This is a genomic window from Streptomyces purpurascens (assembly GCF_045040895.1).
GTDB classification, from domain to species: Bacteria; Actinomycetota; Actinomycetes; order Streptomycetales; family Streptomycetaceae; genus Streptomyces; species Streptomyces purpurascens.
Genome location: NZ_CP108341.1, coordinates 1596297 through 1622757 on the forward strand (window position 1 = coordinate 1596297; position 26461 = coordinate 1622757).

Consider the following 26461-nt stretch of genomic DNA (forward strand, 5'->3'; position numbering starts at 1 on the left):
TACGCAACAGAATCCGGGCGGGGCGACCGTCGCGTCAAGGGTTTCCCGAAGATGCGGCCCAAACAGGGCCGACAGGTGGTGAGAGTTCAGCCATGACCCGCACGCAGAAGCAGTCCGACCGCGACGAGAACCCGACGGAGAACCCCGCGGAGAGCACGGCGAAGCCGGGTGGCAGAGGCGCGGCGAGTGCCGTCCAGTCGGTGGATCGCGCCGTGAGCGTCCTGGAGATCCTCGCCCGGCACGGTGAGGCGGGCGTCACCGAGATCGCCGACGAGCTGGACGTGCACAAGTCCACGGCGTTCCGGCTCCTCGGCGTCCTGGAGAACCGCGGCCTGGTGGCCCAGGCGAAGGACCGCGGCAAGTACTACCTGGGAGCCGGCGTACTGCGCCTCGCGGGGGCGGCGGCAGTGCGGCTGGACGTCTCCCAGGAGGGCGTCCCGGTGTGCCGGGAACTCGCCGATGAGCTGGGCGAGACGGTCAACATCGCGGTCCTGGACGACGACGCGGCGGTCAACATCATGCAGGCCCGGGGCACCGCCTCCGTCACCGCGCAGAACTGGCTCGGCCGCCGCACCCCGCTGCACGCCACGTCCAGCGGCAAGGTGCTGTTCGCCCATATGCCGCCGACCCTGCGCGAGGGCCTGCTGGCGCGCCCGCTGCACCGCTTCACGGAGCGCACGGTCACGGTCGCGTCCATGCTGCGCGGCGAGTTGGACACCGTCGTGCAGCAGGGCTACGCGATCACGGTCGAGGAGCTGGAGATCGGCCTCGCGGCGGCGGCGTCGCCCATCCGCTCGCACGACGGCAAGGTCATCGCGTCGCTCAGTGTCTCGGGGCCGGTGTACCGGCTGAGCCAGGAGCGGCTGCCCGAGCTGGCGAAGCGTACGGAGGCGGCTGCGGCCGAACTGTCCCGTCGTATGGGATACGGCTTCTGACGTAGTCCGGGCCGGTCGGCCGGGACGTAGGGAACACAGCGCGGGACCAGGTGAGATCCCTGGTCCCGCGCTGTTGTGTGTCCGGTGTGTTTCGACCGTCCCGTTCCGTTTTCCAAGGCTTGACTCGTACCTCTTGACGGCTCCTTGATGCGATTCCCACTATGTTCCCCATCGCGCAACCCATCGTGCATTGCGCAACAGCAGAGGAGCGTGGTCGTGCCACACGAGGTCCGTGCCGCAGTCGCTGTCAAGAAAGGCGCACCCGTCGAGGTGCAGACGATCGTGGTTCCCGATCCCGGACCCGGAGAGGTCCTGGTCACCGTGCAGGCGTGCGGGGTGTGCCACACGGATCTGCACTACCGGGAGGGCGCGATCACGGACGACTTCCCGTTCCTGCTCGGCCATGAGGCGGCCGGCACGATCGAGGCGGTCGGCGAGGGCGTCACCGAGCTCAAACCCGGCGACTATGTGGTGCTCGCCTGGCGTGCTCCGTGCGGCAGTTGCCGTTCCTGTCGCCGTGGCCGCCCCTGGTACTGCTTCGACTCCCGCAACGCCGCCCAGCCGATGACCCTGCTGGACGGCACGCCGCTCACCAACGCCCTCGGTATCGGTGCCTTCGCCGAGAAGACGCTGGTCGCGGCGGGCCAGGCGGTGAAGATCGACCCGGCCGCGCGCCCGGAGGCCGCGGGGCTCATCGGCTGCGGGGTGATGGCGGGCTACGGCGCCGCCGTCAACACCGGCAAGGTCGGCCGGGGAGACTCGGTCGCCGTGATCGGCTGCGGCGGCGTCGGCAACGCGGCGATCGCGGGCGCCTGCCTCAACGGCGCCATGAAGGTCATCGCCGTGGACATCGACGACCGGAAGCTCGACCAGGCGGAGAAGTTCGGCGCCACCCACACCGTCAACTCCCGGGGCACCGACCCGGTCGAGGCGGTGCGGGAACTCACCGACGGCTTCGGCGTCGACATCGCGATCGACGCGGTGGGCCGCCCGGAGACGTTCACGCAGGCCTTCTACATGCGCGACCACGCGGGCCTGCTGGTCCAGGTCGGCGTGCCCTCCCCCGAGATGAAGGTCGAGCTGCCGCTGATCGACGTGTTCTCGCGGGGCGGCGCGATCAAGTCGTCCTGGTACGGCGACTGTCTGCCGAGCCGCGACTTCCCGTTCCTCGTCGGCCAGTACCTGTACGGGCTGCTGGACCTGAACGCCTTCGTCAGCGAGACCATCGCGCTGGACCAGGTGGAGGAGGCGTTCGCGAGGATGCACCGGGGTGAGGTGCTGCGCTCGGTGGTGGTCCTGTGAGCAGGGCGCGGGTAAGCGCACCAGCTCCCTGAAACGCCCCGGGACTCCGCGCGGCTCCCCGCAGCACGCACACCCCCGCAGACCCGACGCCCCATTCCCCCAGCGCGTTCATCCATCCCGGCAAGGACAAGGAGGGGCATGTCCAGCACACCCAAAATCCCCCGCGTGGTCGTCATCGGTGCCGGCATCGTCGGCTGTTCCCTCGCCGACGAGCTGACCGCCCGCGGCTGGACCGACGTCACCGTTCTCGAACAGGGGCCCCTGCCCGCCCCGGGCGGCTCCACCTCGCACGCACCCGGCCTCGTCTTCCAGACCAGCCCCTCGAAGACCCTCACCGCCCTCGCCCGGTACACGGTCGAGAAGTTCACCTCGCTCGACGTCGACGGCGTCTCCTGCTTCAACCAGGTCGGCGGCCTGGAACTGGCCACCACCCCCGAGCGCCTCGCCGAGCTGCACCGCAGGGCCGGTTACGCCGCCGCCTGGGGCGTGCGCGGCGAGATCGTCGGCGCCGCGCGCTGCAAGGAACTGTGGCCCCTGATCGACGAGTCGGTGGTCCTCGGCGGGTTCCACACCCCGGACGACGGCCTGGCCCGCGCCCTGCTCGCCGCCCGCGCCCAGATGGCACGGGCCACCGAGCGGGGCGCCCGCTTCCTGGACCGGCACACGGTCACCGGCATCGAGCGGCAGAACGGCAGGGTCACCGAAGTCGTCACCGACCGGGGCACCTTCCCGGCCGACCACGTCGTCTCGGCGGCCGGTTTCTGGGGCCCGGTCATCGGCCGTATGGCCGGGGTCGACGTCCCTCTGCAGCCGCTCGCCCACCAGTACGCGAGGACCAGGCCCCTCCCCGAGCTGAACGGTGCCACCGCGGAGGCCTCGAAGCCGATCCTCCGCTTCCAGGACCGCGACCTCTACTTCCGTGAGCACACCGACCGGATCGGCATCGGCTCCTACGCCCACCGGCCCCTGCCCGTCGACCCCTTCGCGGTCCTGCCCTACGACGAGGCCCGCGCCCGGCACATGGACATGCCGTCCTCCTATCCCTTCACGGAGGAGGACTGGGCCCCCAGCTGGGCCGACTGCCACCGCCTCATGCCCGCCCTGCGCGACACCGAGATCGAGGCGGGCTTCAACGGCGTCTTCTCCTTCACCCCGGACGGCATGCCGGTCCTCGGCGAGTCCCGGACGCTGCGCGGCTTCTGGCTGGCCGAGGCCGTCTGGGTCACGCACTCGGCCGGTGTCGCCAAGGCCGTCGCCGAGTGGATGGTGGACGGGCGGCCGTCGATCGACCTGCACGAGTGCGACCTCACGCGCTTCGAGGAGGCGCAGCGTTCACCGTCGTACGTCCGTGACCGGGGTTCGCAGCAGTTCGTCGAGGTGTACGACGTCATCCATCCGCTGCAGCCGATGGAGCGGCCCCGGCCGCTGCGGGTCAGCCCCTTCCACGCCCGTCAGCAGCGGCTCGGCGCGTACTTCCTGGAGGGCGGCGGCTGGGAACGGCCGCACTGGTACGAGGCGAACGCCCCGCTCGTGGACGCCCTCGGGCCCCTCCCCGAGCGCGACGCCTGGTCGGCCCGCCACTGGTCTCCCATCGCGGCGGCCGAGGCCAGGGCGACGCGCGAGGGCGTCGCCCTCTACGACATGACGCCCCTGCGCCGCCTCGAGGTCACCGGTCCCGGAGCCCTCGGCTTCCTGGACCGTATGACCAGCAACAACCTCCGCAAGAAGCCCGGCGCGGTCACCTACACCCTCCTCCTCGACGAGACGGGCGGCATCCGCTCCGACCTGACCGTGGCGCGCCTCGCCCCCGACCGCTTCCAGGTCGGCGCCAACTCCCCCGCCGACCTGGACCGGCTGCTGCGCCACGCGCCCGCGGACGTCCACATCCGGGACATCACCTCCGGCACCTGCTGCGTCGGTGTGTGGGGCCCGCTCGCCCGTGATCTCGTCCAGCCGCTCACCCCCGACGACTTCTCGCACGAGGCCTTCGGCTACTTCCGCGCGAGGGAGACGTACATCGGGCATGTCCCGGTGACCGCCATGCGGCTGAGTTACGTCGGCGAGCTCGGCTGGGAGCTGTACACCACCGCCGACCTGGGGCTCCGGCTCTGGGACACGCTGTGGGAGGCCGGCCGGGACCTCGGCGTGGTCGCGGCGGGCCGCTCGGCCTTCAACTCGCTGCGCCTGGAGAAGGGCTATCGGGCCTGGGGCGTCGACATGACCGACGAGCACGATCCGTTCGAGGCGGGCGTCGGCTTCGCGGTCCGTATGGACAAGGAGGACTTCGTCGGCAGGGCCGCGCTGGCCGAGGCCGGCGAGCCCGGCCGCCGCCTCACCCCCCTCCTCCTCGACGACCCCGCCGCCGTCGTCCTCGGCAAGGAGCCCGTGTACGTCGACGGTGCTCCCGCCGGCTACGTCACCAGCGCGTCGTACGGCTACACACTCGGCCGCTGCGTCGCGTACGCCTGGCTGCCCGCCCCTCTCGCCACGGGGACGGGCGTGCACATCGAGTACTTCGGCGAGAAGGTGCCCGCCACGGTCGCCGACGAGCCGCTGTTCGACCCGAAGATGACGCGCATCCGCCGCTAGGAGGCATGCCTTGTCCCCCAGTCACGACGCGATCGCCACCACCACCCCCGTCTCCCTCTCCCGCCTCGCCGCCGCGCCCGTCCGAGGAGCACGCACGTGACGACGACCCCGATCACCCCGAGCCTGATCACCACCCTCCCCGGGCGCTACTACACCGACCCGGACGTCTTCCGACAGGAGCAGGAGCACATCTTCGAGTCGATGTGGTTCTGCGCGGTCCGCAGCTCCGACCTGGACCGGCCCGGCGCCTTCCGCACCGTCCAGGTCGGCCGCGAGAGCGTCATCATCACCCGTACCCGCAAGGGCGAACTGCGCGCCTTCCTCAACGTCTGCCGCCACCGCGGGGCGCGCCTGTGCACGGAGGAGTCGGGCGAGAACCGCCGCACGCTCCAGTGCCCGTACCACGCCTGGACGTACGACCTCGACGGCAAGTTGATCGCCGCACCCAACTTGATCAAGATGCCGGACGTCGATCGTGTCGCGTACGGGTTGATCAATGTCGCTCTGCGTGAGTGGCTCGGCTACGCCTGGGTGTGCCTGGTGGACGAACCGCCCTCCTTCGAGGAGACGGTCGTGCAGGCGGCCGTCGAGCGGCTCAGTGACGTCGCGGCGATCGAGCACTACGGCACGGAGAACCTCGCGCTCGGCAAACGCATCACCTATGACGTGAAGGCGAACTGGAAGCTGATCGTCGAGAACTTCATGGAGTGCTACCACTGTGCGACGATCCACCCCGAACTGACCGAGGTGCTGCCGGAGTTCGCCGACGGGTACGCCGCCCAGTACTACGTGGGCCACGGCGCCGAGTTCGGCGACGAGGTCAAGGGCTTCACCGTCGACGGCAGCGAGGGCTTCGGCAGGCTTCCGGCCGTGGGCGCCGACCAGGACCGCCGCTACTACGCCATCACGATCAAGCCGGCGGTCTTCGTGAACCTCGTCCCGGACCACGTCATCCTGCACCGCATGTTCCCGCTCGCCGAGGACCGCACGGTCGTCGAGTGTGACTGGCTGTACGCGCCCGACGTGGTGGAGTCAGGGGCGGACGTGTCGAGGTCCGTGGAGCTCTTCCATCGGGTGAACCTCCAAGATTTTGAGGCCTGTGAACGAACGCAGCCGGCGATGGCTTCCCGGGCGTACCGAAAAGGAGGTGTACTCGTGCCCAACGAGCACCACATCGGGATCTTCCACGAGTGGCTCGTCGAACGGCTGGGAGGCGCGCATGCCGGACCTGTTCATTGACGGTGAGTGGCGGGGCGCCCTCGACGAGCGCACCCGTGAGATCCGCTGCCCGGCCGACGGTTCCCTGGTCGGGGTCGTGGACGAGGCCGGCGGCAAGGACACGGTGGAGGCGATCGCCGCGGCCCGCCGGGCCTTCGACGAGGGGCGCTGGCCGCGGACCCCGGCGCACGAACGCGGCGACCTGCTGCTGCGCGTCGCGGACCTCCTCGCACGGGGCAAGGCGGCCCTCGCCCGCGCGGAGTCCCTGGACACGGGCAAGCGGCTCGTGGAGAGCGAGTACGACATCGACGACGTCGCGAACTGCTTCCGCTACTTCGGGCGGCTGGTGGCGAGCGAGTCCGGGCGGGTCGTCGACACGGGCAGGGCGGACGTCGACAGCCGGGTGGTGCACGAGCCGGTCGGCGTGTGCGGGCTGATCACGCCCTGGAACTATCCGCTCCTGCAGACGGCGTGGAAGGTCGCCCCGGCTCTCGCGGCCGGGAACACCTTCGTGCTCAAGCCGAGCGAGCTGACTCCGCACACCGCGATCCACCTGGTGCGGCTGCTGGCGGAGGCCGGGCTTCCGCCGGGCGCCGCCAATCTGGTCCTCGGAGCGGGCCCGGAAGCGGGCGCCCCGCTCGGCGACCATCCGGACGTGGACCTCGTCTCCTTCACGGGCGGCCTGGAGACCGGCCGCCGGCTGATGGCCGCCGCCGCCGGGACGGTGAAGAAGGTGGCCCTCGAACTCGGCGGCAAGAACCCGAACATCGTCTTCGCCGACGCCGGCTTCGAGGCCGCCGTCGACATGGCGCTGACGGCCGTGTTCCTGCACTCGGGTCAGGTGTGCTCGGCCGGCACGCGGCTGCTCGTCGAGGACTCCCTGCACGACCGCTTCGTGGACGAGGTCGTACGACGGGCGCGGGAGATCCGGCTGGGCGGGCCGTTCGACGAGCGGGCCCGGACCGGGCCGCTGATCTCGGCCGCGCACCGGGCCAAGGTCGAGGCCTACGTGGCGAGGGGCGTGGCGGAGGGTGCGGTGCTGCGGTGCGGCGGCTCGCGCCCGGACCGGGAGGACCTGGCCGGCGGCTTCTACTACCCGCCCACCGTGCTGGACGAGTGCGCCTCGGGCATGTCCGTGGTCCAGGAGGAGTCCTTCGGTCCCGTCCTCACCGTCGAGCGGTTCACGGGCGAGGAGGAGGCCGTACGTCTCGCCAACGACACGATCTACGGTCTCGCGGGCGCCGTGTGGACGAGCGACGAGGCCCGGGCGGCGCGGGTCGCGGAGCGGCTGCGCCTCGGAACGGTCTGGATCAACGACTTCCACCCCTACGTTCCGCAGGCGGAATGGGGCGGTTTCAAGCAGTCCGGCTTCGGACGCGAACTCGGGCCCGCGGGGCTCGCCGAGTATCGCGAGACGAAGCACATATGGCGCAACACCCGTCCCACACCCCAGGGTTGGTTCGAATGATCGAATCCGCCCCGAGGAACACCCATTGAGGAACCGCCCATGAGACCGACCGCGCAGTCCACAGACGCCCCCGGCCAGGACGACGCCGAACTCACCGAGTTCGGCTACAGACCCGAGCTCAAGCGCACCCTCGGCAACTTCCACACCTTCGCCGCCGGGATCAGCTACATATCGATCCTGACCGGCACCTTCCAGCTGTTCTACTTCGGCTACGGCAGCGGCGGCCCCGCCTACTGGTGGTCGTGGCCGATGGTCTTCGTCGGCCAGTTCATGGTCGCGCTCTGCTTCGCGGAGCTCGCCGCCCGCTATCCCGTCGCGGGCTCCGTATACAACTGGTCGAAGAAGATAGGCAATCCGCATCTGGGCTGGCTCGCCGGCTGGATGATGCTGATCGCCTCGATCGTGTCCATCGCGGCCGTGGCGCTGGCCTACCAGTTGACCCTGCCGCAGATCTCGTCGTTCTTCCAGTTCGTGGGGGACGGCACCGGTACGTACGACGTGGCGACCAACGCGGTCATCCTGGCCGCGGTGTTGATCCTGTTCACCACCCTGGTGAACGCCTTCGGCGTCAAGTTGATGGCCAGGATCAACACGGCGGGCGTGTTCATCGAGTTGATCGCCACTGTCGTATTGATCGTCCTGTTCGCGGTCCACATCACGCGTGGCCCGCAGGTCGTCATGGAGACGCACGGCACCGGCGCGGGGTACGGAAACGGGTACCTGGGTGCCTTCCTGGTGGCCTCACTGGCCTCCGCGTATGTCATGTACGGCTTCGACACCGCCGCCTCGCTCGGCGAGGAGTCCCTCGACCCGACCCGGAACGCACCGCGCGCGATCATCCGCGCGATCGTCGCGTCCTTCGTGCTCGGCGGTCTGATCCTGCTGCTCGCGCTGATGAGCGTGTCCAGCCTCAAGGGTGAGAAGCTGTCCACCGACGGTCTGCAGTACATCGTCCTGGACGTGCTCGGCCCGACGGCCGGCAAGGCGATGCTGTGGTGCGTGCTGATCGCGGTGACGGTGTGCGCCCTGGCGGTCCACACGGCCGCAGTCCGGCTGGCGTTCGCGATGGCCCGCGACAACAACCTGCCCGCGTCCTCGAAGCTGGCCAAGTGCCACCCGCGGTTCCAGACGCCGGTCCTGCCGACCGTGATCATCGGGATCCTCGCGCTGGCGATCCTGGTGGTCAACATCCGCCAGCCGCAGATCTTCACCGTCGTCACCAGCATCGGCATCATCATGATCTACCTCGCCTACCTGGGCGTCACGGTGCCGCTGCTGGTCGCCCGGCTGCGCGGAAAGTGGCAGCCCGCGAGCGAGGGCCGCTTCTCCCTGGGCCGCTGGGGCCTGCCGGTCAACATCCTGGCCGTGCTCTGGGGCGGGGCCATGACGCTCAACCTCATCTGGCCGCGGGCCGCGGTCTACAACGCCGCGGCTCCCTACCACTGGTACCTGCGCTGGGGCGCGGTGCTGTTCGTCGCCGTCATCGCGGGCGGCGGCTTCGCCTACTACTGGTTCGTCCAGCGGCACCGGACCGGCGTGCTCGCCGAGCACCGCTCGGACACCACGGCCTCGTCTCCCCTTACCGCCCCGGCGGCCGACTGAAGGAGGACCCATGAGTACGCATGAGTTCGACTATGTCGTGGTCGGCGGCGGCACCGCGGGCAACGTGGTGGCGGCCCGGCTGTCCGAGGACCCCTCCGTCACGGTGTGTGTGCTGGAGGCCGGCCCGAGCGACGTCGGCGACGACGACGTCCTGCGGCTGGAGCGCTGGATGGGGCTGCTGGAGTCCGGCTACGACTGGGACTATCCGGTCGAACCGCAGGCCAGCGGCAACAGCTTCATGCGGCACGCCCGGGCGAAGGTGCTCGGCGGCTGCTCCTCCCACAACTCCTGCATCGCCTTCTGGGCACCCGCCGAGGACCTCGACGACTGGGCGGCCGCGGGCTGTACGGGCTGGAGCGCGGCCGACCTGTACCCGCTGTACCGGCGGCTGGAGAACAACGACGCGCCCGGCGACCACCACGGCCGCACCGGCCCGGTGAAGCTGCGCACGCTGAAGAGCGACGACCCGTGCGGCACGGCCCTGCTGGAGGCGTGCGCGCAGGCCGGCATCCCCACGGTCGCCTTCAACACGGGCCGGACGGTCGTCCGGGGCGCCAACTGGTTCCAGATCAACTCCGACGAGAACAACATCCGCCAGTCGTCCTCGGTCGCCTACCTGCACCCGATCCTCGGCAAGCGGCCCAACCTGGAGGTACGCACGGGAGTACGGGCCAAGCAGCTGGTGCTCGACGGGCGGCGTTGCGTGGGCGCCGAGTACCTCGACCCGGATCTGATCCACACCCGGACCGTACGGGCCCGGCGCGAGGTGATCGTCTCGTGCGGGGCGATCGACTCGCCGAAGCTGCTGATGCTGTCGGGCATCGGACCGGCCGGGCACCTGCGCGAGGTCGGCGTCGAGACGGTCGTGGACGCGCCGGGCGTCGGCGAGAACCTCCAGGACCACCCCGAGGGCGTGATCATGTGGGAGGCCCGGCAGCCGATGACCACCACGTCCAGCCAGTGGTGGGAAGCGGGCGTCTTCTACGACACCGAGCCGGGGCTCGACCGGCCGGATCTGATGTTCCACTACGGGTCCGTGCCGTTCGACATGAACACCGCCCGGCACGGCTACCCCACCTCCGAGAACGCCTTCTGCCTCACGCCCAACGTGACCCGCGCGCGGTCGCGGGGCACGGTGCGGCTGCGGACGCGGGACTACCGGGACAAGCCGAGGGTGGATCCGCGGTACTTCACGCACGAGCACGATGTGCGGGTGATGACATACGGGCTGAGGCTGGCCCGGCGGATCGCCGAGCAGCCCGCGCTGGGCGGCTGGGCGGGGGCGGAGCTGGCGCCCGGCCCGGACGTGCGGACGGATGAGGAACTGCTCGGCTACATCCACCAGACGCACAACACCGTCTATCACCCGTCCTGCACGGTGAAGATGGGTGCGGACGACGACCCTTCGGCCCCCTTGGACGCGCGACTGCGGGTCAAGGGGGTTCAGGGGCTGCGGGTGGCCGACGGGTCGGTTATGCCGGATCTGGTCACCGTCAATCCATGCATCACGACCATGATGATCGGCGAGAAGTGCGCGGATCTGCTGCGGGAGGACGCGTAGCGGAGCGCCTCGGGGGCGCGGGGAACTGCGCGGCCGGTCACGACGTGCCCGCGGTTCCCCACTGCCCCGCAGCTACGGAGTGCTCGACGCCGGGCGCTTGAACATCCGCGTGGCCGTGATCTCGCTGTGTGAGGCTTCCCCGGCGGGAGTCTCACGCGGCAGGCCCGGGCGGAGGTGTTCCTCGACGCTGATGTACTTCAGGCCGGCCCGCAGGTCGGCGTCGTTGCGCATGCGGATGACGAGGGGGAACTCGGCCAGCGCGGTGGTGTCGAACAGACCCGTGGTGTACAGGAGCTGGACACCCAGCGCGTCCGACACCGCCCGCTGGAGTTCCAGCAGGTACGTGGCGTTGGCGCGGCCGATGGGGTTGTCGAGGAACAGGGTGCCGGCGTGCCGGTGCTTGTCGCGGCCCCGGTCGTTGCTCCGCAGCGCGGCCATCGTGCAGTACAGGGCGATGGCAGCGGTCAGGAGCTGACCGCCCGAGAAGACGTCGCCCATCTGCCCGACGGGGACCCGCTCGGCGCGCAGCACCGCGTCGGGCTTGAGGATCTCGACGGCGACGCCCTTGGGCTGCAGCGCCGCGGCGACACCCCGCAGCAGCAGGGACATGCCGTCACGCCGCAGGTCGGAGTTCTTCTTGACGGCCGCGCGGGTCGCCTCGTCGATGACCTCGCCCAGCCGCTCGGTGAGCGTGGCCTGGTCGGGCTCCTCGAAGCGGATGCGGAGGAACTCCTGTCCCGACCACTCGCCGAGGCCCTCCGGGAGGCGGGAGAGCCGCTGCGCGGAGCGCAGGGTGGCCAGGGCCGACTCGACGAGGCCGCGCAGACGGTCCACGATCGAGTCGCGGTTGCGCTCCAGCTGCTCCAGTTCGTCCGTCAGGACCCGGAGCCGGGGCGCGAAGGCGTCTGCCCACTTCTGGGCGTGCTCGGGCAGCGCGGAGGCGGGCAGTTCGCGGATCTGCTGCCGTGCCGGGGTGCGGACCTGCTCGTAGCGCGTGGAGTTGGCGTGCCGGACGAGGATGTCGCTGGCCTCGCGGACGGCGGCCTCGGCGGCGGACAGGTCGGCTGCGCAGCCGCGCAGGGAGCGGCGGGCCTCGGCGGCCGACTGCCGGGCCTCCTCCGGGCTGCCGGGGTAGGCATCGGGCTCTTCGTGTTCCTCGTCCGTGGCGTGCTCGCGCAGCAGGTCGCGGAGCATGGCGGCGATCTCGTCGAACCCGCCCGCCGCGTCCTCGGCCGAGCGGTGGGCGTCGAGGAGTTCGGTGTGCGCGTCCCGTGCCTGGTTCAGTGCCTCGGTGTGGGAGGCGAGTTCGCCTGTGGCCGTGCGCAGCAGGGTCTGCGCGTGCTCGGCGTCGCGGGGCTGCGCGTCCTCGGGGAGTTCGGTGTGGGCCTCGCCGTCCTCGGGCGCGTGCCGTTCGGCCTCGCCGCGCAGCCGCCCGAGCTGCTCGCTCGCGTTCGACACACGGGTCTCCAGGAGCTGGACCAGCTCCTCGGCCCGGGCGGCGGCGGCCTGGCGGCTGGGTCCGTCGGAGCCGTCGGGCGATTCGAGGAGCTGCTCCGCGCGCGTACGGACCTTGTTGCTCAGCCGGTCCAGTTCCGCACGGGCCGCGCTCTCGTCGCTCTCCGCGCGGGCCTGTTCGGCCCGCAGGTCGGCGCCCACGCCGACCTTCTCGTACACCTGGGACGCGGCCCGGTAGGCCTCGCGCAGGGCGGGCAGGGAGGCCTTCGGGGTCTGGGTCTCGTCCTCGGGCACGTCGTCGGGGGCGCCCGCGATCTCGGAGCGCTCGGCGCGCAGCGCGCGGGCGGTGCGGCGCGCGTCGTCGGCGGCGCGCTGGGCGGCGCGCCGGTCCTCGTCGGCGGCGCGGGCGCGCTCCAGACAGGTCTGGGCGCCCGCCTCGGCCTCGGTCGCCTCGTCGGCCAGTTCCCTCAGCTTGACCTGCCAGCCGGCCCGCTCGCGCAGCCGGAAGGCGAGCCCGGCGAGGGCGTCGGCGGAGCGGCGGGCCTTCTGGGCGGCCTCCTGCCGCTCGTCCCGGACCCGGGCGGCCTCGGCTGCGGTCTCGTCGGCCTCGGCCCGCACCGTGCGCCCCTCGGCCAGCTCGGCCTCCGACTCCTCGGCGAACGTGCGGGTGTCGTGTGCCGCCCGGGCCAGTTCGGCCAGCCGGCCGGCGGGGCAGCCGGTGCGCCAGGACGCGAGCCGGGCGGCCAGCTCGCGGTCCTTGCCGAGGCGGGCGGCGAGCGCGCGGATCTCCTCGTCCCGCTCGGTCGCCCGGGAGCGCAGCGCCTGCCGCTCCTCGTCGGCGGCGTGCTCGTCGTGCATGGCCGGGTTCGGCGGGATGAGGAACACGTCGCCGCTGTCGGTGTCCGGGGCGGGGGTCGGGGCGAGCAGGGCGGCTGCCGTGCCCACGGCCACGGCGGAGCGAGGCAGCAGCGCCGCGTCGCCCAGCGCCTCCCGGGCGCGTGCGTGGGAGTCGGGGTCGGTGATGATCACGCCGTCGACGAGTTCGGGCCGGGCGGCCAGCACACGGGCGTGGTCGGCCGGGTCGACGGCCTGGGCGAGATAGCGCCAGCCGGGCAGCGCGGGGATGCCGTGCTCGCCGAGGTACTCGACCGTGGCCAGCACGTCCGGGCCGGGCGGCAGCAGGCCGCCGTCACCGAGCGCGCCGAGGATCCGGGAGTCGTCGGCGGCGGCCGTACGCAGGTCGAAGAGCTGGCGTTCGGCGGAGCCGACGGCGTCGTCGAGCAGGTCGCGCAGGTCGTCGGCGAAGCGGTCGAGCTCCTCGGGGGTGAGCCTCTGTTCGCCAGACGCGGGGGGCATGGCCGGCTCGCTGTCCGAGCCGTGGCGGGGCTGCGGGATGCCCGGCCGGGTCTCGGAGGTCAGGCTCAGCAGCTCCGCCAGCCGCTCCTCCCCCGCCAGCGCCTCGGCGGTGCGGCGCTCGGCCTCGTAGGACCGCTCCGCCGCCGTGGCCGCGTCCGCAGCGCGAGCCGCGGTGAGTTCCGCGCGGGTCTCGGTGGCGGCTGCCTCGCGCGCGTGTTCCGTGGCCCGGTGGGACGCCTCGCGGGCCGCGTCCCAGGCCGCGACGGCGGTCTTCTCGGCGTCGCTGGCGGCGAGGGCCGCGCGGGCCGGATCGGCGTCGGGCGCGCTGTCGTCGAGCCAGCCGGCCCGTACCGCCTCGGCGGTCTCCTGCTCGACCTCGGCGAGGCGCTGCTTGAGGTGCCCGACCTCGCTGCGGGCGCGCTGTGCCTCGGTGGCGGCGGCGGTGGAGTCGCGGTAGGCCGAGTCGCTGACCTCCTGGAGGCCGGCGGAGCGCTCCTCCTCCTCGTCGGCGAGGTTCTCGGCGTTTCCCGCGGCCGCGTGCAGGGCCCGTACGAGATCGACGGCTGCCTTGGAGCGGGCGGCCAGCGCGGGGGCGGCGTCGCGCTCCGCCTCCTGGATCGCGGCGGACACCCGGGCGACGCGGTCAGCGGCGGCGCGGTGGCGCAGTACGGCCTCGGCGGCCTGCCACGCGGAGTACAGCGTGCGGGCGTCGGCGAGCTCGCGCTTCTGCGCGGCGGCGGACTTCTCGGCCGCGGCGAGGGCCAGCGAGGCGTGCCGGTAGGCGAGTTCGGCGGAGATCAGCGCGCTGCGCTCGCGGGCCGCCTCGGCGTGTGTGACCGCGTACGCGGCGGCGGTGACCCGCTGCGCCAGGTCGGCGGCCCGGGTCCGCTCCTGAACGCCACGCGCGGACAGCCTGCGGGCCAGGTTCCGCGTACGCCGCTCGGCTCCGGCGTGGATGTCCCGCGCGCGGGTGCGGGCCTCGGCGGCCTCGACGATCCGCCCGAGCAGGTCGACCGATCCGGCGGTGAAGTCGCGTTCGGCGATCAGCTCGGCGCGCCGGCCGAGCTTGTTGCCGAAGCCGCCCACCAGGTCGGCGAGTCCGTCGGTGTCGCGGGTGTCGGTGACGGCACGCAGCAGCAGATCGGTGAAGTCGGCGTCCTTCTTGACCGCGAAGAGGCCGGCGGCCTCGCCCTCGTCGGCATTCATCTCCCGCTGGTAGCGGAAGAGTTCAGGGTCGAGGCCGAGATCGCCCAGGTGCTCGATCCAGCGGTCGTGGATCTCCTCCCAGTGCACCTCCAGGTGCGGGTAGGTCTTGCCCGCCTCCGTGAGGGCGTCGCGGAAGCCCTTCATGGTGCGACGCCGGCCGCGTGCGCCGGACTGGCCCTCGACCGGGGCCCGTACGGCGGTGGACTCGGCCACGGGGAGGTTGTCGAGGCTCAGTCCGGGCCCGGGGCGGAAGGAGTACCAGGCCTCGGCGAACTTCCGCGGGTCGTTGGAGACCTGCCGCCCGCGCCACTCGCTGACCTTGCCGACGACGACGCACTCGCCGGTCAGCACGTGCTGCCATTCCAGCGCGACGTGTCCGCAGTCGTCGGCGAGCAGGAACTTGCGCAGCACGCCGGAGCTGGCGCCGCCGAGCGTGTTCCGGTGGCCCGGCAGCATCACGGAGAAGATCAGCTTGAGCAGCACCGACTTGCCGCCGCCGTTCTCCAGGAAGAGCACGCCGGCGGGCGCGGGCCTGCGCGGCGGGCCGACGGGCTCCTCCTCGAAGAACTCCGCCTGCGTGGGCGCGGGGTCGGGCACGGTCTCGCCCACACCGCGCAGGTCAAGCACGGTGTCGGCGTAGCGCGCACCGGCGGGCCCGATGGAGTAGAGGCGGACCCGGGACAGCTCGTACATGGCGGACTCTCGTAAGTCTTCGGCAGGTCGGGGAAGTCGGGCAGGGCGGCGGAGGCCTAGGACGAGTGGAACGGCAGCCCGGCGTCGGCCACCAGCTCCAGGTCGTCGCTCTCCTCGGCGGGCAGCAGCGTCGGTGTGCCGTCGGTGACCGGGACGACGCCCAGCTCCAGCAGCTCGGCCATCGCGGCACTGCCGGCCATGTCGCGCACCTGGAGCTGGTAGCGGGCGGTGGTGCGGTACGTGCCGCCGTTGTCGTCGCCGGTGCGCTGGAGGAAGCCTGATTCGGTGAGGAAGGCGACGGCCTTGGCGACGATGCCGGTGGTCGAACCGGCGAGCCGGCGCGCGTCCTTGGTGGCACCGGTCGCGCTGCGCCGCACCCAGATCCGCCAGGCGGCCTCCAGGCCGGGCGTGTCGGTGGCGGGGTCGGTGTTCTCGCCCTGCTCGGCGGCGCGCTCCTCCAGGCGGCGGCAGGCCTGGCGCACGAAGGCGTCGACGCCGTTGACCGTGACCCGGCCGATGTAGCCGTCGTCGGCGAGGTCCTCCGGGCGCGGGAACGCCATGGCGGCGACGGCGAGATGGGCGAGCCCGTGCAGGAAACGGTCGCCGCCGTCGGCGGACGTACGACGCGCGTAGTCGCCCATGCGCACGGCGAACACCGAGTCCTCGGCAGCGGTCACGGCCATGCCCGCGCGCGGGGACACCTCCAGCACGATGAGCCCCAGACCGGTGGCCACGGCGTCGGCGAGCCGCGCGAACGGCGGGTCCTCGCGGTAGCGCCGCAGCAGGTCCGCGTACTCCTGGTCGCGGGCGGGCTGCAGCTTGGGCTGCAACCCGAAGGACACGAGCCGCGCCGCGTCGGCGGCGTCGGCGGGGGTGACGGCGGCGGTGGCCGTCGGGGCCGGTCCCTCCGGCTCACTCCACTCGACGTGCTCGCTCACGGTCGGGGCTCCTTGTTCCTCTGGTACTCACTCATGCCGCTGGTACTCGCTCATGCCGCTTCGGTCCGATCCGCCGCCATCCCCGCCGCGTCCAGCAGCGCCGTCCCGACGATCAGGTCCGCCCCGCCGAACTCCGGGTCATCGAGCTCGGCTCCGTCGTCCACGGCGAAGAGCAGCTTCTGCTCGCCCTGCCGATAAGCCGTACCGACCGGCGGGCTGGCCGCGTGCACCGCCAGCAGGGCCACCAGGTAGGGCAGTTCGGGATCCTGGCGGCGGGCCTCGGCGAGCAGCCCGGACAGCCGGCGCGGGGCGTCGGCCGGCAGGTCGAGCAGCTCCTGCGCGGCCGCCATCTGCTCCTCGCTGAACCGGCTGTCGTCGGGCGTGGCGATGACATCCGGCTCGGGCATCTCCGCGCCCAGGTGCTCCCGCTCCACCGGCGGCGTCAGCAGTATGTCGACAAGGTCCCCGACCCGGACGGACACCGGCGTGCGCAGCCCGGTGCCGCGGGCGAAGAAGGCGTCCGTGACGCGGACGGCCCGCTCGAGCGACAGCGGCAGGACGGGGGCGACGAGATGGCCGTAGAGGTCGATCCCCGCCGTGGTCATCGGGGTGGCGAAGGCCTGCCGGTCCTGCTCGGCGCGGAACAGCGGTCCGGCCTCGAGCAGCCGGGACTGCAACTGGGTGTGCCGGCGGATGCAGTCCTTGACGATGTCGACGAGCTCGGCGGCCCGGCGCTTGTGCTCGGGGTCCTCGGACTCGTCACGGGCCTTGCGGATGTTGGTCAGGATCGCGTTCTCGTGGCGATAGCGGTCGGCGACGTGCTCCAGGGCCTCGGCGATCATGTCGGGCACGGTGCTCAGCCAGTCCACCGCGCGCACGTTGCGCCGGGTCGCGTCGAGAGCCCTGCGGAGGGTCTCCGAGTACTGCACGGTGCGGTAGCGGGCCTGTTCGGCCGCGAGCTGGGCGTCGGCGAGCCGGCCGCGGCTGATCAGCACCTCCAGCTTGACCTCGGCGGCGATCTGCGCGCTGGTGACATCGGTGTCGAGGGCGCCGACGAGGACGTTGACCGCCTCGTCCGTCGTACGGAGATACACCGTGCCGCCGGGGCCGGGGACCTCCTCGATCAGCTTGAAGTCGTAGTCACGGCGCACATATGTGCCGTCCGCCCCGAATGTGCCGTACACCGCGCGGAAGCCGCGGTCGACGCTGCCGACGTTGATCAGGTTCTCCAGGACCCAGCGGGCCACCCGCTCGTGCTCGGCGGCGGGCCGCCGCGGCGCCTGCGCGGCGATGCGCGGGATGAGGCGGGCGACGATCTGGTCGTGGTCCGCGCCCGTGTCGAAGTCCATGTTCAGGGTGACGAGGTCGATGGCCGCGAGCGCGACCTCCGCCATGCCGTACACCGAGTACTCACCCGCGAGGTTGGCCTTGCGCGCGTCCAGGTCGTGCAGCGGTGCCGTGCAGGCGAGCGCGCGCAGGCGCCGCGCCAGGCCCTCGTCGGCGGCCGGCCCCGGCGCGGGGCGCGGCCCCGCGCTGAGCTGGGGCGGAACGCTGTCCGTCGATGCAGGCGAAGTCACGGTGCACAGACTAGGTCCTGGGTCTGACAACCACCCAAACGACGCGGGTACGCCCCCTCGGCGGCCCCGTCAGCCGTCCTCGCCGACCCGCCGCCGGTACACCTCCACGACCCGCTCCAGCGAGTCGTCCAGATAGCCGGCGAGCAGACGCTCGGCCTTGCCGCGCTCCCCGGCCTGAAGGGCTTCAAGAATCGCGATATTCCGTGCGATGTACGGTTCGTGCAGCCGCTGCGGCTCGTCCACCACATGGAAGGCGAGCCGCAGTTCGGCGAAGACGCTCCGCATCAGCTCGTCGGTGCGCTCGCTCACGGCGAGGGCGACCAGCTCCCGGTGGAAGTGGATGTTGGCCGTACCCACCCCCTTCCAGTCACCTTCCCGGGCCGCCCGCCGCCCCTCGGCGACGGCACCGGCGAGCCCGTCGAGGCCGTACGGCGGCTCGCCGAGGCCGCGGACGACGGCGCACTCGACGAGCCGGCGGGTGCGGTAGATGTCCTCCACGTCCTCCACGGTCAGGACCCGGACGAAGACGCCCCGGTTCAGCTCGTGGACGAGCAGGCGTTCGTGTGTGAGCAGGCGGAACGCCTCGCGCAGCGTGTTGCGGGAGACGCCGAGCGCACCGCCGATGCTGTCCTCCGACAGGCGCGTCCCGGGCGGGAAATAGCCCTCGGCGATCCGGCTTCTGAGGATGTCCGAGACGCGTTCGGCGGTGCTGGTGCGCCCCAGGAGAGCCCGGTCGTCGGCGAGGTCCTTCAGCTGCTCTGCCATGCCGGAATTCAATCGCAGATCACAAGAAGAACCAACATGGGTATTGAGGGATCGTTGAACAATCCCCTACGGTGCTACGCACGGCGTCGCCTCCCCCACCGCGGCGCCGACCGCTTCCGCACGGCACGGCTCACCCCGAAGCACCCCCCGTCCTCCCTCTGCGAGGTGCCCATGAGCACGACCCCTCCACCGCAGTCCCTGACCGACGACACACGCCCCGACGCGGCCGAACGCACCGCCGACGACGGGGCGTTCGGCTGGCTGCGCGCCCTCGGCCCGCGTGGCCGCCGCGCGTTCGCCGGTGCCTTCGGCGGCTATGCCCTCGACTCGTACGACTACTTCACGCTGCCGCTGAGCATGGTCGCGCTGTCCGCCTACTTCGGCCTGAACAGCGGCCAGACCGGTCTCTTCACCACGGTCACGCTGGTGGTCTCCGCGATCGGCGGCGCCCTCGCGGGCGTCCTCGCGGACCGCATCGGCCGGGTGAAGGCGCTGATGATCACGGTGATCACGTACGCCGTCTTCACCGTCGCCTGCGGCTTCGCGCCCAACTACGAGACGCTGCTGGTCTTCCGCGCCCTCCAGGGCCTCGGCTTCGGCGGCGAGTGGGCGGTCGGCGCGATCCTCGTCGCCGAGTACGCGAGCGCCAGGCACCGGGGCCGCACGCTCGGCGCGATCCAGAGCTCCTGGGCCGTGGGCTGGGGCCTCGCCGTGATCGCCTACACGCTGGTCTTCTCGGTGGCCGGCGACGACCTGGCCTGGCGCATCATGTTCTGGACCGGGGCGCTGCCCGCGCTGCTCGTCATCTGGCTGCGGCGCAGTGTGCACGACGCGCCCGAGGCCGCCGCCGCTCGTGAGCAGAGCGCGGACAAGGGTTCCTTCACGGCGATCTTCAAGCCCGGACTGCTGCGCACGACGATCTTCGCAGGGCTGCTCTCGACCGGTGTCCAGGGCGGCTACTACACGCTGGCCACCTGGGTGCCGACGTACCTGAAGTCCGAGCGGGAGCTGTCCGTCGTCGGCACCGGCGGCTATCTGACCTTTCTGATATCGGGCGCCTTCATCGGCTACCTCACCGGCGGCTATCTCACCGACAAGCTGGGCCGCAAGCGCAACATCTGGCTCTTCGCCCTGCTGTCGGCGATCTGCATCCTGGCGTACGCGAACATCCCGAGCGGCGCCAACACCCTGCTCCTGGTACTCGGTTTCCCGCTCGGGTTCTGCATGTCGGCGATCTTCAGCGGATTCGGCTCCTACCTGAGCGAGCTGTACCCGACGGCGGTACGCGGCACGGGGCAGGGCTTCACGTACAACACCGGGCGCGCGGTGGGCGCCGTGTTCCCGACGATGGTCGGTTTCCTGGCCGACAGCTGGGGCGTCGGCGGCGCACTGGTCTTCGGGGCGATCGGCTACGGCCTCGCGGCGCTGGCGCTGCTCGGGCTGCCGGAGACGCGCGGGAAGGAGCTCACGTGAACTCCACGCCGATCACCGAGACCGAGGACCGCCCCGTGGTGCTCGTCGACGAGCACGCGCACGCGTGGAACCCGGAAACGGCCCGCGCCCGCTTCCGGGAGGGCCTGACGGGCCCCACGGCCGGGGTCGCGGCCGGCCACACCCAGGTCAACCTCATATCGGTGCCCGCCGACTGGGCCTACGACATGCTGCTGTTCTGCCAGCGCAACCCCAAGCCCTGCCCGGTCCTCGACGTCACGGACGCCGGATCCTGGACCACCGTGCTCGCCGACGGCGCGGATCTGCGCACCGACCTGCCGCGCTACCGGGTGTGGCGGGACGGCGAACTGGTGGACGAACCGACCGCCGTGCGCGCGTACTGGCGGGACGACCTGGTGTCGTTCCTGATCGGATGCAGCTTCACCTTCGAGTGGGCGCTGAGCGAGGCGGGCGTCCCGATCCGCCACGTCGAGCAGGGCCGCAACGTCCCGATGTACGTGACGAGTCGGCAGTGCCGTCCGGCGGGGCGGCTGCACGGACCGCTGGTGGTGTCCATGCGGCCGGTGCCGCCCCCGCACCTGGCCGCGGCGATCCGCGAGAGCAGCCTGCTGCCGGCGGTGCACGGCAGCCCCGTGCACTGCGGCGATCCGTCGGGGCTCGGCATCGACGACCTCGGCCGTCCCGACTTCGGCGACCCGGTGGACACCGAACCGGACGACATCCCGGTGTTCTGGGCCTGCGGAGTGACCCCGCAGGCGGCCGTGATGGCCTCGCGTCCGCCGTTCGCCCTCACGCACGCCCCGGGGCAGATGTTCCTCACCGACGCCCGCGACGAGCAGTACCGCGTGGCCTGACAGGAGATGCGACACGTGACCTCGATCGACCTGAACGCCGACCTCGGCGAGGGCTTCGGCCGCTGGCGGCTCACCGACGACGAACGGCTGCTGCCGGTGGTCACCAGCGCCAATGTGGCGTGCGGCTTCCACGCCGGGGACGCGGCCACCATGCGCCGGGTGTGCGAGCTTGCGGCCGAGCGCGGGGTGCGGATCGGCGCCCAGGTGTCCTACCGGGACCTGGCCGGGTTCGGGCGGCGCGCGATGGACGTGCCGTCCGCCGAGCTGGCGGCCGAAGTGGCCTACCAGATCGGTGCACTGGAGGTCTTCGCCCGCGCCGCGGGCTCCCGCGTGGCCTACGTCAAACCGCACGGCGCGCTCTACAACCGTGTCGTGCACGACGAGGAGCAGGCCGCCGCGGTCGTCGACGGGGTGCTCCTCGCGGATGCCGCGCTGCCCGTGCTGGGCCTGCCCGGCTCGCGTCTGCTCGGCCTGGCGGGCAAGGCCGGACTGCCCGTCGTCACGGAGGCGTTCGCGGACCGGGCGTACACCGACGCGGGCACGCTGGTGCCGCGCACGCGGGACGGGGCCGTGGTCACCGACCCGGAGGCCGTCGTGGAGCGGTCCCTGGGCCTGGCCCGCTCCGGCGAGGTCTCCTCCCACTCGGGGACACGGATCGAGGTACGCGCGCGTTCCCTGTGCCTGCACGGTGACACGCCCGGCGCGGTGGAGCTGGCGCGCCGGGTGCGGGAACGGCTGGAGTCGTCGGGGATCCGGGTGGAGGCCTTCGCATGAAGGTCCGGCCCGTCGGCGAGGACGCGCTGCTCGTCGAGGTCGCCTCGGGCGACGAGGCCCAGGCCCTGCACGCGGAGCTGCTGCGACGCCGCGCGGAGGGCTCGCTGTCGGCCCGTGAGATCGTCCCCGCGGCCCGTACGGTCCTCCTCGACGGCCTCGACTCCCCCGCCCGGCTGGCCGCCGAACTGACCGCCGCCGAACTGCCGCCCGCTCCGCCACGCGCGCGTGAGGTGGTCGAGATCCCTCTGCGGTACGACGGCCCGGACCTGGCGGATGTCGCCGCGCACTGGGGCGTGCCGGAGCGGGAGGTCGCCCGCATCCACGCGGAGACGGAGTTCCGGGTCGCCTTCTGCGGCTTCGCGCCCGGCTTCGGCTATCTCACCGGGCTCCCGTCGCGCTACGACGTCCCGCGCCGGGCCACCCCGCGCACGGCCGTCCCCGCCGGGTCGGTGGCGCTGGCGGGCCCGTACACGGGCGTGTATCCGCGCTCGTCGCCGGGCGGCTGGCAGCTGATCGGCACGACGGACACCGTCCTGTGGGACCACGCGCGGGTGCCGGCCGCGCTGCTATCGCCCGGCACGCGTGTGCGGTTCGTACCCGAGGCGGGGTCATGACGGATCGTGCCCTCGCCGTCGTCCGGGCCGGGGCCCTGACCACCGTGCAGGACCTCGGCCGCCCCGGGCACGCCCATCTCGGCGTCCCCCGCTCCGGTGCCCTGGACGGGCCGGCCGCGGACCTCGTCAACCGGCTGGTCGGCAATCCGCCCGGGGCGGCCGTGCTGGAGACGACGCTCAACGGCTGTGCCGTGCGCCCCCGTTCGACGGTCACGATCGCGGTGGCGGGCGCGCACTGCCGGGTCACGATGGACGGCCGGCCCGTCCCCTGGGGTGCGCCGGTGCGCGTGCCCGCCGGGGCGCTGCTGGACGTGGGCCCGGCCGTGTCGGGCGTCCGCGCCTACGTGGGTCTCTCCGGGGGCATCGCCGTCGAGCCCGTGCTCGGCAGCCGTTCGACGGACCTGCTGTCGGGGCTCGGCCCGGCCCTGCTCACGGACGGCACGGTGCTGCCGCTGGGCCGGCCGACCGGTGTGCACGCGCGCGTGGACGTCGCCCCGCAGCCGGCGCCGCCGGCCGAACTGGTCCTGCGGGTGACACTCGGCCCGCGCGACGACTGGTTCACGCCGGAGGCCGTACGCGCCTTCCTCTCACGCGCCTACCGGGTGTCCGCCGCCGGCAACCGCATCGGGCTGCGCACGGAGGGCCCCGCCCTGGAGCGGGCCCGGCACGGTGAACTCCCCAGCGAGGGCATGGTGCTGGGCGCGGTCCAGGTCCCGCCCGACGGCAGGCCGGTGGTGTTCCTGGCCGACCATCCGACCACCGGGGGCTATCCGGTGATCGCGGTGGTCCGAGCCGCCGACCTTCCGGCCGCCGCCCAGGCGGTCCCGGGCACGCCGGTCCGTTTCGTGGCCGTACGGCGTCGCTGAACCGTCCGGACCGGGCCGGTCACCTCTGATCGGTCAGGCCGCGTCCGCCTGCTCCGCCACCGACAGCGCGGCCAGTGCGGCAGACACGGCCGCGGAGGCCCGCAGGTCGAGCCGGGCGCTGGTCCCCCGGGCTCGGTGCCGTAGTTCGTCGGCGGCCAGTGTCAGGAGCTGGGGCAGCAGGTCGGTGCAGCGGCGCGCCACCCAGCCGGTACCGGCCGTGGCCAGCCACCACAGGCTCGCCGACCTCGTCGGGACGGGGAAGTCGGGCTCGGGCGAGGGCGCACGCCCCGTCGCGAGGCCGTGCTCCGCGAGCAGCGCGTGGAAGCGCAGGGCCAGTTGCCGGTGTCCCCGCTCGCCGGGGTGCAGCCGGTCCGCGCTCCACATGGCGCGGTCCGTGGTCCAGTCGCCCTGGCACGCGTGCAGGTGCAGGGCCTCGTATCGGTCGGACAGGGCATGGACGACCGCGTTCACGGCCCGTTGCCGCCGCGCCAGCGGATGGGCCAGCGCCCCCGGCAGGCCGAGCATCGTGCCCGGGTCGGGCAGGCACGCGGTGAGCAGGACCGCGCCCTGTTCGGTGCAGGCCTGGTACACCCGGTCGAGCCGGGCCGCGACGGCCTGGATGTCGAAGGTGCAGCGCAGGGTGTCGTTGACGCCGACGACGACGGACACGAGCTCGGGCCGCAGCTCCAGCGCGGCGGGCAGCTGCCGCTCCAGCACGTCCCGGGTCTGCGCCCCGCTCACCGCGAGGTTGGTGAACCGGGCGGGCCCCTCGGCGAGCCCGTCGGCGAGCAGCGCGGCCCAGCCGCGCCACCCGTCGCCGACGGGGTCCCCCACGCCCTCGGTCAGCGAGTCGCCGAGGGCCACGAAACGCGGGGTTCCCACGAACCGCGGGGGTCTCATGCCACGCCTCCGGGCACGTACGGGCGCACGGGGACGGCCGCGTCGTGCGCGGCGAGGAAGGCGTCGACCGCCGCGTTCCACCCGAAGCACTCCGCACGCGCGCGTGCGGCCTCGCGCCGGTCCGCCTCCAGGCCTTCCAGCAGCAGGTCAACGGCGTCCGCGAAGGCCTCCCCGTGATCCGCCGCGACGGACCCGGCGGAGCCGATCACCTCCGACAGCGCGGACGACGCGCTCGCCACCACGGGCGTGCCACACGCCATGGCCTCCAGCGCGGCGAGCCCGAAGGTCTCGGCGGGCCCCGGTGCCAGGGCGACATCGGCGGACGCCTGGAGCGCGCCGAGCAGCCCGCGGTCGGAGACATGCCCGAGGAAGGTGACCGGCAAGGCGCTCTCACGTGCCCGCTGTTCGAGCCGCGCGCGCAGCGGACCGTCGCCCGCCACCACCAGCACCGCCCGTCGCCCGCGCCGACGCAGCGTCTCCAGGGCGTCCAGCGCCGTGCCGGGCCGCTTCTCCACGGACAGCCGCGAGCACATCACGAGCAGCGTCTCGTCCACGCGCGCGTGCCGCGCCCGCAGCTCCGGATCGCGCAGCGCCGGGTGCCGCTGCACCAGGTCGACGCCCAGCGGGGCCCGGACGACGTTGCGTGCCCCGATCCGCACGAACTCCCGCTCGGCGAACTCGGTGGTGCACACCACGCGCGCGTACGTGTGGGCCGTACGGACGTTGAGGGCGTCGGCGGCACGCCGGGCGGCCCCCTCGGGCAGGCCCCAGGTGCGCAGCACGCCGTCGGCGGTCTCGTGGGAGACCATCACGGCCGGGACCCGGGCGCGCCGCGCCCACTTGCCGGTCCACCTGAGGGTCGTACGGTCGGACACCTCCAGCCGGTCCGGAGCCAGTTCCTCGAGGAGCCGGGCCACCCGCCGCTTGTCGGCGAGGACGCGGTAGCCGCCGGTGCCGGGCAGCAGCGGTCCGGGGAGGGTGATCACCCGCCCCTGCTCGGTCTCGCGGTCGCTCATCCGCTCGCCGGGGACGACGAGGACGGGCTCGTGCCCCGCTTCCTTGAAGCCCTTGCCGAGTTCACGCAGGGCGGTGCGCAGACCGCCGGACGCGGGTGCGACGAAGTTGGCGAGCCGGACGATCCGCAGCGACTGGCGGCTGCCGTGGTCGCTCGAACGCGAGCCGTTCATGCCGCCACCACCGTCCTGCGCCCGGCGAGCACGTTCGCGTAGTGCCCGATCAGCTGGTCGCCGACGGCAGCCCAGGTGCGGCCCTCGACCGTGGCGCGCCCGGCGGCGCCGAAGGCGGCCCGCAGTCCGGGATCGGCGGCCAGGGACCGCACCGCGTCCCGTACGGCCATCGCGTCGTGCGGCGGCACCAGCAGCCCGGTGTGCCCGTGCGCGACCAGGTCCAGCGGCCCGCCCGCGGCGGGCGCCACGACCGGCAGACCGCTGGCCATGGCCTCCTGCACGGTCTGGCAGAAGGTCTCGAAGGGACCCGTGTGCGCGAAGACGTCGAGCGAGGCGAAGACCCGGGCGAGATCGTCACCGGTGCGGCGGCCGAGGAAGACCGCGCCGGGCAGAGCCTGCTCCAGGCCGGGCCGGCTGGGGCCGTCGCCGACGATCACGACCCGGACGCCCTCCAGGCCGCAGACACCGGCGAGAAGTTCGACGTGCTTCTCGGGGGCGAGCCGGCCGACGTAGCCGACGATCAGCTCGCCGTTCGGGGCCAGCTCGCGGCGCAGGGTCTCGTCGCGGCGGTCCGGCCGGAAACGTTCGGTGTCGACGCCGCGCGGCCACAGCTTGACCCGGGGCACCTGGTGCGTCTCCAGGTCGTTGAGGGCAGCGCTGGACGGGGCGAGGGTGAGGTCGGCGGCGCCGTGGACGGAGCGGATGCGCCGCCAGGCGGCGGCCTCTCCGGCGCCCATGTACGTACGGGCGTATCCGGCCAGGTCGGTCTGGTAGACGGCGACGGCGGGGACGCCGAGGCGGGCGGCGGCCGCCATGCCGCGCACGCCGAGGACGAAGGGGCTGGCGAGGTGGACGACATCGGCACGGTGCTCGACGAGGGTGGCGGCCAGGCGGCGGCTGGGGAGGGCGACGCGGACCTGGGGGTAGCCGGGGAGCGGGAGGGAGGGGACGTGGACGACGCGGCACGGCGCGGAGGCGTCGGGCTTGTTGCCGGGCGCCGGGGCCGGGGCCACGACGACGGGATGGTGACCGCGATCGACGAGGTGCCGGGCGGTCTGGAGCGCGCAGTGGGCCACGCCGTTCACGTCGGGGGGAAAGGATTCGGTCACGATGACGACACGCATACCGGTGTTGTCGCCGGGCCGGACG

Annotated in this window: 19 protein-coding genes; 12 read left to right on the forward strand and 7 right to left on the reverse strand. The window is 72.7% G+C overall.

Features of this window, described 5'->3' with window-relative positions; translation table 11 throughout:
- Positions 1-92 precede the first annotated feature (92 nt).
- The 7 genes from OHU35_RS07250 to OHU35_RS07280 all read left to right on the forward strand — a co-directional run bounded on the left by OHU35_RS07250 (position 93) and on the right by OHU35_RS07280 (position 10675).
- Positions 93-935 (forward strand): IclR family transcriptional regulator, encoded by an 843-nt coding sequence (locus OHU35_RS07250; protein WP_189726352.1) that lies wholly within the window; start codon positions 93-95, stop codon positions 933-935.
- Between the two features lie 216 nt (positions 936-1151).
- Entirely contained in the window at positions 1152-2237 is a 1086-nt protein-coding gene (locus OHU35_RS07255) for an S-(hydroxymethyl)mycothiol dehydrogenase (RefSeq protein WP_189726353.1), read from the forward strand.
- Between the two features lie 138 nt (positions 2238-2375).
- Entirely contained in the window at positions 2376-4826 is a 2451-nt protein-coding gene (locus OHU35_RS07260; protein WP_189726354.1) for an FAD-dependent oxidoreductase, read from the forward strand.
- Between the two features lie 96 nt (positions 4827-4922).
- Positions 4923-6065, forward strand: a complete 1143-nt coding sequence (locus OHU35_RS07265; protein WP_405505042.1) for an aromatic ring-hydroxylating dioxygenase subunit alpha — start codon at positions 4923-4925, stop codon at positions 6063-6065.
- On the forward strand, positions 6046-7512 hold the full coding sequence (locus tag OHU35_RS07270) for an aldehyde dehydrogenase family protein (RefSeq protein ID WP_189726356.1): 1467 nt from the start codon (positions 6046-6048) through the stop codon (positions 7510-7512). The genes OHU35_RS07265 and OHU35_RS07270 overlap by 20 nt, the downstream gene beginning before the upstream one ends.
- A 39-nt stretch (positions 7513-7551) precedes the next feature.
- A complete protein-coding gene (locus tag OHU35_RS07275; RefSeq protein WP_189726357.1) occupies positions 7552-9114 on the forward strand; it encodes an APC family permease in 1563 nt (520 codons plus the stop codon).
- Positions 9115-9124: 10 nt separating this feature from the next.
- Complete coding sequence (locus tag OHU35_RS07280) at positions 9125-10675, forward strand: GMC family oxidoreductase (protein ID WP_405505043.1); 1551 nt, start codon at positions 9125-9127, stop codon at positions 10673-10675.
- A 72-nt stretch (positions 10676-10747) separates the two neighbouring features.
- On the opposite strand, the gene OHU35_RS07285 is transcribed toward OHU35_RS07280, so the two are convergent.
- The 4 genes from OHU35_RS07285 to OHU35_RS07300 form a co-directional block, all read right to left on the reverse strand.
- Positions 10748-15385, reverse strand: coding sequence for a hypothetical protein (locus OHU35_RS07285; protein WP_405505044.1), 4638 nt, complete (start codon positions 15383-15385; stop codon positions 10748-10750).
- 56 nt (positions 15386-15441) lie between these two features.
- Positions 15442-16323 (reverse strand): hypothetical protein, encoded by an 882-nt coding sequence (locus OHU35_RS07290; protein WP_189726360.1) that lies wholly within the window; start codon positions 16321-16323, stop codon positions 15442-15444.
- Positions 16324-16373: 50 nt separating this feature from the next.
- Positions 16374-17900, reverse strand: a complete 1527-nt coding sequence (locus OHU35_RS07295; RefSeq protein ID WP_189726361.1) for a hypothetical protein — start codon at positions 17898-17900, stop codon at positions 16374-16376.
- 69 nt (positions 17901-17969) lie between these two features.
- Positions 17970-18665 carry a GntR family transcriptional regulator gene (locus tag OHU35_RS07300; protein ID WP_405505045.1) on the reverse strand — a complete coding sequence of 232 codons (696 nt, stop codon included), beginning with the start codon at positions 18663-18665 and terminating at the stop codon, positions 17970-17972.
- 171 nt (positions 18666-18836) lie between these two features.
- Between OHU35_RS07300 and OHU35_RS07305 the strand changes: the two genes are divergently transcribed.
- From OHU35_RS07305 to OHU35_RS07325, 5 genes are read left to right on the forward strand one after another with little or no spacing between them, the layout of a single operon-like run.
- Positions 18837-20138: an MFS transporter gene (locus OHU35_RS07305; RefSeq protein WP_359896535.1), complete on the forward strand. Its 1302-nt coding sequence runs from the start codon at positions 18837-18839 to the stop codon at positions 20136-20138.
- A gap of 11 nt (positions 20139-20149) precedes the next feature.
- A complete protein-coding gene (locus OHU35_RS07310) occupies positions 20150-20971 on the forward strand; it encodes a putative hydro-lyase (protein ID WP_405509184.1) in 822 nt (273 codons plus the stop codon).
- Between the two features lie 15 nt (positions 20972-20986).
- On the forward strand, positions 20987-21745 hold the full coding sequence (locus OHU35_RS07315) for a LamB/YcsF family protein (protein ID WP_405505046.1): 759 nt from the start codon (positions 20987-20989) through the stop codon (positions 21743-21745).
- Positions 21742-22359 (forward strand): allophanate hydrolase subunit 1, encoded by a 618-nt coding sequence (locus OHU35_RS07320; protein WP_189726365.1) that lies wholly within the window; start codon positions 21742-21744, stop codon positions 22357-22359. Before OHU35_RS07315 ends, OHU35_RS07320 begins: the two co-directional genes overlap by 4 nt.
- On the forward strand, positions 22356-23225 hold the full coding sequence (locus OHU35_RS07325; protein ID WP_189726366.1) for a biotin-dependent carboxyltransferase family protein: 870 nt from the start codon (positions 22356-22358) through the stop codon (positions 23223-23225). Before OHU35_RS07320 ends, OHU35_RS07325 begins: the two co-directional genes overlap by 4 nt.
- Positions 23226-23258: 33 nt before the next feature.
- Here the strand turns inward: OHU35_RS07325 and OHU35_RS07330 are convergent, their stop codons facing one another.
- The 3 genes from OHU35_RS07330 to OHU35_RS07340 are packed head-to-tail and all read right to left on the reverse strand — an operon-like array spanning position 23259 to position 26436.
- On the reverse strand, positions 23259-24125 hold the full coding sequence (locus OHU35_RS07330; protein WP_405505047.1) for an SGNH/GDSL hydrolase family protein: 867 nt from the start codon (positions 24123-24125) through the stop codon (positions 23259-23261).
- Positions 24122-25312: a glycosyltransferase gene (locus tag OHU35_RS07335; RefSeq protein ID WP_189726368.1), complete on the reverse strand. Its 1191-nt coding sequence runs from the start codon at positions 25310-25312 to the stop codon at positions 24122-24124. Before OHU35_RS07335 ends, OHU35_RS07330 begins: the two co-directional genes overlap by 4 nt.
- Positions 25309-26436, reverse strand: coding sequence for a glycosyltransferase family 4 protein (locus tag OHU35_RS07340; RefSeq protein WP_405505048.1), 1128 nt, complete (start codon positions 26434-26436; stop codon positions 25309-25311). The genes OHU35_RS07335 and OHU35_RS07340 overlap by 4 nt, the downstream gene beginning before the upstream one ends.
- Positions 26437-26461: the final 25 nt, after the last annotated feature.